This is a genomic window from Nitratidesulfovibrio liaohensis (assembly GCF_011682075.1).
In the GTDB taxonomy this organism is placed as follows: domain Bacteria; phylum Desulfobacterota; class Desulfovibrionia; order Desulfovibrionales; family Desulfovibrionaceae; genus Cupidesulfovibrio; species Cupidesulfovibrio liaohensis.
On the sequence record NZ_VSMK01000051.1, the window covers coordinates 1 to 8,085 of the forward strand.

Here is an 8,085-nt window from a genome sequence, read left to right on the forward strand (position 1 = left end):
CGCCGCCCGCGCCGACCGCATCCTGCGCGCCGCATTGCGGGCGCGCGAGGTGGTGCGCCAGTTGCTTGCCTTCGGCCGCCCGGCGGACGAACCCTACGTCACCCTGGACCTGTGCCGCACCGTGGCCGATGCCCTGCACATGGTCAAACCCTCCATCCCGGCCAGCGTCACCCTGCGCAGCCTGCTGTCCGCCGCTCCGTTGCCGGTGCATGGCGATGCCACCCAGATCCACCAGGTATTGCTGAACCTGTGCACCAACGCCGTGCATGCCATGCCCGACGGCGGCCTGCTGGACGTCTCGCTTGAAGCGCTGGACCTTGGCGGCGACGATGTGCTGCGCGGCTACCCGGAACTGTCGCCCGGCCGTTACGTATGCCTTTCGGTGGCCGACTCCGGACTGGGCATGACCGCCCACCAGTTGGAACGGGTGTTCGAGCCGTTCTTCACCACCAAGCCGCAGGGCACGGGATCTGGCCTTGGGCTCAGCATGGTGCACGGCATCATCCGCAAGCACGGCGGCACGGTGCGCGCCCATTCCCAGCCGGGGCAGGGGGCGCGCTTCGACGTGCTGTTGCCCCTTGCCGACATGCCGGACACCGGGACCACGCCCGTTGCCGTCGCTCCGGCGCACGTGCCGGACATGCCCAAGGGCCCCCCGTTGCACGTGCTGGTGGTGGACGACGAGCACGACTTCCGCCAGTCCGTGGCGGAAATGCTGCACGCCCTCGGCCACCGCTCCACCGGCACCGACAGCGCCGATGACGCCTTGCGCCTGTTGGCGGCGGGCCGCTACGACCTGGCCCTGCTGGACGTGCGCATGCCCGGCCTGTCCGGCCCGGAACTGGCGCGCACCATCCGCGAGCGCGGGTTTGCACTGCCACTTGTGGTATGCACCGGCAACGAATGCGACATCACTCCGGAAGAACTGCGGGAGATGGGCCTGACCCTGATCGGCAAACCATTCACGGGCGACGAATTATCGAAGCTCTTGCATATTTCGTTGAAAAAGGCGTAAAGCTTTTGGGATGCCTGAAATCCTCATCATAGACGACGATCCGCTGGTGGCGGAAACCCTGGCCGATCTTGCCGAAGACATGGGGCACGTACCGTTGCGCGCCGCCTCGCTGGCCGACGGGCTGGCCCATGCGGACGCGGGTTTCGGCGACGTGGTGCTGCTGGACGTGATGATGCCCGACGGCAACGGGCTGGAGGCGCTGCCCCGATTCGTGGCCTCGCCCCCCCGGCCCGAGGTGATCATCATCACCGGCACGGACGCCGAGCAGTCCGCAGAAATGGCCGTGCGCAACGGCGCCTGGGACTACATCACCAAGGGCGCGCCGGTCAGTTCCATCCGCCTGGCCATCCTGCGGGCACTGGAATTCCGCAACGAAAAGCTGGCCCGCACCGCCCAGCAGGGGCGGCAGTTCAACCCCGCCGGACTCGTGGGCACCAGTCCCGCCTTCATGGAATGCCTGGACCTGGTGGCCAAGGCGGCCCACAGCGACGTGCCGGTGCTGATCACAGGCGAAACGGGCACCGGCAAGGAACTGGCCTCGCGGGCCATCCACGAGAACAGCGACCGGGCCGGGCGCCCCTTTGTGGTGGTGGACTGTGCCGCCCTGCCGGAAAACCTGGCCGAAAGCGTGCTGTTCGGCCATGTGCGCGGGGCCTTCACCGGGGCCGACCGCGACGCCGAAGGACTGATCCGCCAGGCGTCAGGCGGCACGCTGTTTCTGGACGAGATCGGCGAATTGCCTCCCGCACTGCAGAAAACCTTCCTCCGCGTGTTGCAGGAACGGCGTTTTCGCCCCGTGGGGGGCAGGAAGGAAGTGGAATGCGACTTCCGGCTGCTGGCCGCCACCAACCGCGACCTGCCGTTGATGGTCCGGCGGGGTGAATTCCGCGAGGATCTGCTGTACCGGGTGCGGGCCATGCACATCGCCCTGCCCTCCCTGCGCCAGCGAGAGGACGACCTGCGCCCCCTGGCCGAACATTTCGTGCACCAGTATTGCGAACGCAACAACCTGCCCTCGCGCATCCTTACCCAGGAACTGCTGCGGGCCCTTGGCGCGCACCACTGGCCGGGCAACGTGCGCGAACTGCGCAACACCATGGAAACCATGATCGCCTTCGCGGGCGGCGTGCGCACCCTGTACCCGGCGCACCTGCCCGAGCACATCCGTGTGCGCCACATGCGCGCCACCGCCGGCGGCATTCGACCGGAACCCGCCGACCCCGACTCGCCGGACCTGCCCCTGGCGGGGCTGTCCATCCCTACCTGGATGACCTACCGCGACGTGGCGCTGGAACGCGCCGCCGTGGACTATTTCCAGAACCTGCTGGCCTATGCGGGCGGTGACATGGCCAAGGCCCAGCAGCTTTCGGGCCTGTCGCGCGCGCAGTTCTACCGGCTGCTGCGCAAGCTGCGCTAGCCACGGCTCCATCTTTCCAGCCCGACATGCCGCACGACACCACGCCACATCCTGCCGACACATTGAACCTGGCCTCCTACGACGCCGTGGCCCCGCAGTGGAACACGGCGCGCCATGCCTTTTTTGGCCGCGAGCAAGTATACCTGGACCTGCTGCTGGAAGGGATCGTCCCAGCCGTGTCCGGCACCGGCCATGAGCATGCGGCACGCCCGTTGGTGCTGGACGCTGGCTGCGGTACCGGACGCCCCATGGCCGAATATGTGCTGCATCGTGGCTGCCACGTGCTGGGCATCGACCAGTCCCCGGCCATGATCGAGCTGGCCCGCGAGCTCTTTCCTCAGGCCCGGTGGCGGGTCACGGCGCTGGAAGCCTACCCCTTCGACGAGGCCTGCCACGCCGTCATCCTGTGGGACTGCCTGTTCCACATCCCCCGCGCGCGCCACGCGGATATCCTGGCCGGGGCCGTTCGGGCCCTGTACCCCGGCGGAAGGCTGATGCTCACCGTGGGCGGGTCCGTCCACCCGGCCTTCATCGACACCATGTTCGGTCGGCAATTCTTTTACGATTCGCACCCGCCGGAGCGGGTGGCCGACATACTGCGCGGACTTTCCTGCGATATCCTGCTGGATGAATTCATGAACCTGCCTACGGACGGGCGGGACAAGGGGCGTTGCGCCTTCGTTGCGCGCAAGGCGGGGTAGGCCCCGCAATCTGCCGCCGGAACAAGAACAGCCCCCGCGAACACGCGGGGGCTGTCGTAAGTCGCACCGCCGGACCGTCCGGGAGAGGACCGGAAGAAGGATGGCCTGACTGGGGTTTAAGCCGGGCGCCCCTTGTCAATTGGCCGCGACGGGTGCGAGCGCTTCACGGTTCTCCGCGTCCCCAAGCCCCGAGCCGGGCATGGGCTTGCCGTTCCAGCCGCCGCCCAGCGCCTTGAACAGGGTCAGGCGGTTGCTTTGCCGCGAAAGCAGGACGGACACCAGGTTCTGCCGGGCGGTGGCGTAAGCGCGCTGGGCGTCGAGCTTGGCCAGGTAGCCGTCCACACCGCGCTCGTAGCGCTGGGTGGACAACTCGTAGCTCTTGCCCGTGGCCCGCACCAGCGAGGCCTGGGCCTCGGCCTGGGTGGCCAGCGACGTGCCCTGCGCCAGCGCGTCGGACACCTCCCTGAACGCCGTCTGCACGGCCTTTTCGTACTGGGCCACCTGGATGTCCCGCTCCGCCTCGGCCGACTCCACCCCGGCGCGGATGGCCCCGGCGTGAAAGATGGGCAGGGTGGCCTGGGGCACGAAGCTCCAGGTGCGCGACCCCGCGCGGAACAGGTCGTTCATCTCGGTGCTGGCGTTGCCGTAGCCAGCGGTAAGCCCGATGCGCGGGAAGTATTCCGCCCGCGCCGCGCCGATGTTGGCGTTGGCCGCCTTCAGGGTATGCTCCGCCGCCGCCACGTCCGGCCTGCGGGCCAGCACTTCCGACGGCAGTCCGGCGGGCACCTCCGCCAGCGGGGCGATGTCGGCCAGCTTGCCGGCCGGGGTCAGGTCCGCAGTCAGGGGCGCGCCCAGCAGCAGGGCCAGCGCGTTCTCGTCCGCCGTCACCGTGGCCTCGTAGGCGGCGACGTTGACGCGGGCCGTGTCCACGGTGGTCTGTGCCTGGGCCACGTCCAGTTCCCCGGCGATGCCGTTCTCGTAACGGCTTCTGACCACCGCGAACGACGCGCGCTCCGTGTCCAGTATCTCACGCGCCAGGTCCAGCTGCTCGCGGTCGGCGGCCAGGGTCAGGTAGGCCTGCCCCACCTCCGCCACCAGGGTCAGCTGCACGCTGCGGGCCGAGGCGTCGGTGGACAGGTACTGTTCCAGCGCCTGCTCCTTCAGGCTGCGCACGCTCCCGAACAGGTCCAGTTCGAACGAGCTGAAGCCCACGCCCACCGAGTACGCGTGCGAGGTGTACGACCGGCCCGTGGACGAAAGCGGCGCGGGGGTGCGGCCCATGTCCGCCGAACCCGTGGCGTCGATGTGCGGGAACAGGTCGGCCCGGGCGATGGCGTGCTGGGCGCGGGCCTTCTCTATCTGCAGCACGGCCACGCGCATGTCGCGGTTGTTGGAAAGCGCCAGGTCGATCAGGCGCGCCATGGGCGCATCGGCCACCACCTGCCGCCAATCCTGGGGCATGGTTGCGGGCTGGGCAGCGGCTTGGCCCTCAGCCTGGCCGCTCGCCGCGCCCGCATTCCATGCGGCGGGCAGTTCCGGCGCGGGCCTGTGGTATTCGGGTATCAGCGAGCAGCCGGCCAGCGGCGTCATGGTCAGCGCCACAAGCGCCGCCGACGCCGCGATCCGGGCAGTCTTGCGCAGGTATGTCTCACGAATCATCGCGTCACCTCGCCGGGGGTTCCGGCAGGATTGTCGTTGGAAGGCAGGGGTTCGCCGAGCATTCCGGAATCCGGGGCCTGCGGGGTCGCCTCCTTTCGCTTGCGCGTGGCGAACCGGTAGACCAGCACGAAGAACACCGGCACGAAGTACACCGCCAGCACCGTGGCCGAGAGCATGCCGCCGATGACCCCGGTGCCGATGGCCCGCTGGCTGCCGGACCCCGCGCCCGTGCTGATGGCCATGGGCAGAACCCCCAGCACGAAGGCCAGCGAGGTCATCAGGATGGGCCGCAACCGCAGCCGCGCCGCCTCCACGGTGGCTTCCAGCAGGGGTTTGCCCGCCTTCACCAGGTGCATGGCGAACTCCACGATGAGAATGGCGTTCTTGGCCGCGAGGCCGATGGTGGTCAGCAGGCCCACCTGGAAGAACACGTCGTTGTTCATGCCTCGGACCATGGTGGCCGCAAGCGCCCCGATGATGCCCAGCGGCACCACCAGGATGACTGCCGTTGGCACGGACCACGACTCGTACAGCGCGGCCAGGCACAGGAACACCACCAGAATGGAGATGGCATACAGCGCCGGGGCCTGCGAGCCGCTCATGCGCTCCTGGTAGGAGACACCCGTCCATTCGATGCCCAGACCGGGCGGCAGTTGAGCCACCATTTCCTCGATGACCCGCATGGCGTCGCCGGTGCTCAGGCCCGGTGTCGGCACGCCGACCAGTTCAACGGCTGGCACGCCGTTGTAGCGTTCCAGACGCGGAGAACCGTAGGTCCAGCGGCTGGAGGCAAAGGCCGAGAACGGCACCATGTTGCCCTGGGCGTTGCGCACGTGCCAGTCGTTGATGTCTTCCGGCATCATGCGGAACGGGGCGTCGCCCTGCAGGTAGACCTTCTTCACGCGGCCCCGGTCGTTGAAGTCGTTGACGTAGGTGCTACCCAGCGCGGTGCCGAGCAGGTTGTTCACGTCGGCCATGTTCAGCCCGTGCGCCCCCGCCTTGGCCTGATCCACGTCGATCTGGAACTGCGGGGTGTCCTCCATGCCGTTGGGCCGCAACAGGACAATGGCCGGATGCAGCGTGGCCATGCCCAGCAACTGGTTGCGGGCCTGCATCAGCGCCTCGTGGCCGATGCCCGCGCGGTCCTGCAAATAAAGGTTGAAGCCGGTGGCGTTGCCCAGTTCCATCACCGCCGGGGGGGTGAAGGCGAACACCATGGCGTTGCGGATGCGCGAAAAGGCCGCCATGGCGCGTCCGGCCACGGCCGCCGCGCTCATGCCCTCGCCCTTGCGTTCTTCCCACGGTTTCAGCTGCACGAAGGCAAGTCCGGTGGTCTGGCCATTCCCGGCAAAGCTGAAGCCGGACACGGTGAACAGCGAATTCACCGTTTCCTTCTCTTCCACCAGATAGTGATGCTCCAGTTGCTCCAGCACTTCCATGGTGCGCTCCTGCGGCGCGCCCGCAGGCAGCTGCACGATGCTGAAGATGACCCCCTGATCCTCTTCGGGCAGGAACGACGAGGGCAGGCGCAGGAACAGCAAGGCCATGCCCGCAAGCAGCGCGAGGTAGATGCACATCATCCGGCCCACGCGGCCCGTCACGCCGGAAACCTGGCGGCGATACCTCCGACTGGTGCGGTCGAACGCGCGGTTGAACCAGCCGAAGAAGCCACGCTGCGCCTGGTGTTCATGCTTGTGCGCGGGCTTCAGGAAGGTGGCGCACAGGGCCGGGGTAAGCACGATGGCCACGATGACCGAAAGGGTCATGGCAGAGACGATGGTGAGCGAGAACTGCCGGTAGATGACCCCCGACGAGCCCTTGATGAACGCCATGGGAATGAACACGGCGGACAACACCAGGGCAACACCCACCAGCGCCCCGGTGATCTCCCCCATGGACTTGCGGGTGGCCTCGCGGGGCGGCAGACCCTCTTCGGTCATGATGCGTTCCACGTTCTCGACGACGACGATGGCGTCGTCCACCAGCAGGCCGATGGCCAGCACCACCCCGAACATGGTCAGCATGTTGATGGAAAAACCGAAGGCCGCCAGCGCGCCGAAGGTGCCCAGCAGCACCACGGGCACGGCGATGGTGGGGATGATGGTGGCCCGGAAGTTTTGCAGGAAAAGATACATGACCAGGAACACCAGCACGATGGCCTCGGCCAGCGTCTTGACCACCTCTTCGATGCTCACCCGCACGAAGGGGGTGGTGTCGTAGGGAAAGACGCAGTGGATGCCCTCGGGCAGATTCTTGGACAACCCCTCAAGGGTGGCGCGCACGCCCTTCACCGTGTTCAGGGCGTTGGCCCCGGTGGCCAGCTTGATGCCGATGCCCGCGGAGGGCTTGCCGTTGTAGTGCGCAATGGTGTCGTAGGCTTCGCTGCCCAGTTCCACCCGCGCCACGTCGGCAAGGCGCACCGTGGAACCGTCCGGGTTCACCCGCAGCACGATCCGCTCGAACTGCCCGGGGGTCTGCAGCATCGACTGCGAGAGGATGGTGAAGCTCATGCCCTGCCCCGGCACTGCCGGGGTGCCGCCGATCTGACCCACGGAAAGCTGGGCGTTCTGGGCGGTGATGGCGGAACTGACGTCCGCCGGGGTCATCTTGTAGTTCAGCAACTTGTGCGGGTCGAGCCACACGCGCATGGCATACTGGGCCCCGAAGAGCTGGGTATCACCCACACCGTCCACACGGCTGACGGGATCCATCAGGTAGGTGGCTATGTAATCGCTGAGGTCACGGCCAGTCACGGACGGGTCGTCCGAGACAAGTCCCACGATCATCAGGAAACTGGACGTGCTCTTGGTCACCGAAACGCCTTGGCGTTGCACGGCTTCCGGCAACATGGGCGTGGCCAGGGCAAGCTTGTTCTGCACCTGCACCTGGGCGATGTCGGGGTTGGTGTCCGAATCGAAGGTCAGGGTGATGGAGGTCTGGCCCGTGGAGTCGCTGGTGGACGACATGTAGCGCAGGCTGTCGATACCCTTCATCTTCTGCTCGATGACCTGGGTGACCGTGTCCTCCATGGTTTTGGCGGAAGCACCCGGATACCGTGCGCTGATGGTGACTGCGGTGGGGGCGATTTTCGGATACTGCGAAATGGGCAGGCTCAGTATCGACAGGGCCCCCGCCAGCATGATGATGATGGCGATGACCCAGGCGAATACCGGACGATCAATGAAGAATCTTGCCATGATGGATGCTCCCCGCACCTACTGGCGCGCGGCCGGGGCCGCAGCCGGGGTCGCGGCGGGCTGTGCGGACGCGGAGGGCGATGCGGACGCGGAGGG

5 protein-coding genes are annotated in these 8,085 nt (G+C 67.3%); 3 read left to right on the plus strand and 2 right to left on the minus strand.

Translation table 11 applies throughout. From position 1 onward, the window contains the following. The 3 genes from FVW27_RS02330 to FVW27_RS02340 all read left to right on the plus strand — a co-directional run. Positions 1-1,015, plus strand: a 1,015-nt coding sequence (locus FVW27_RS02330) for a hybrid sensor histidine kinase/response regulator (protein WP_167122420.1), incomplete at its 5' end; no start/stop codon positions are given. Between the two features lie 10 nt (positions 1,016-1,025). Beyond that, positions 1,026-2,432, plus strand: a complete 1,407-nt coding sequence (locus FVW27_RS02335) for a sigma-54-dependent transcriptional regulator (protein WP_167122422.1) — start codon at positions 1,026-1,028, stop codon at positions 2,430-2,432. A 26-nt stretch (positions 2,433-2,458) separates the two neighbouring features. Then, positions 2,459-3,133, plus strand: a complete 675-nt coding sequence (locus FVW27_RS02340) for a class I SAM-dependent methyltransferase (protein ID WP_167122424.1) — start codon at positions 2,459-2,461, stop codon at positions 3,131-3,133. A 135-nt stretch (positions 3,134-3,268) separates the two neighbouring features. Here the strand turns inward: FVW27_RS02340 and FVW27_RS02345 are convergent, their stop codons facing one another. Next, positions 3,269-4,792, minus strand: coding sequence for an efflux transporter outer membrane subunit (locus tag FVW27_RS02345; protein WP_167122426.1), 1,524 nt, complete (start codon positions 4,790-4,792; stop codon positions 3,269-3,271). Beyond that, positions 4,789-7,989 (minus strand): efflux RND transporter permease subunit, encoded by a 3,201-nt coding sequence (locus FVW27_RS02350; protein WP_167122428.1) that lies wholly within the window; start codon positions 7,987-7,989, stop codon positions 4,789-4,791. Before FVW27_RS02350 ends, FVW27_RS02345 begins: the two co-directional genes overlap by 4 nt. Between the last annotated feature and the right edge of the window lie 96 nt (positions 7,990-8,085).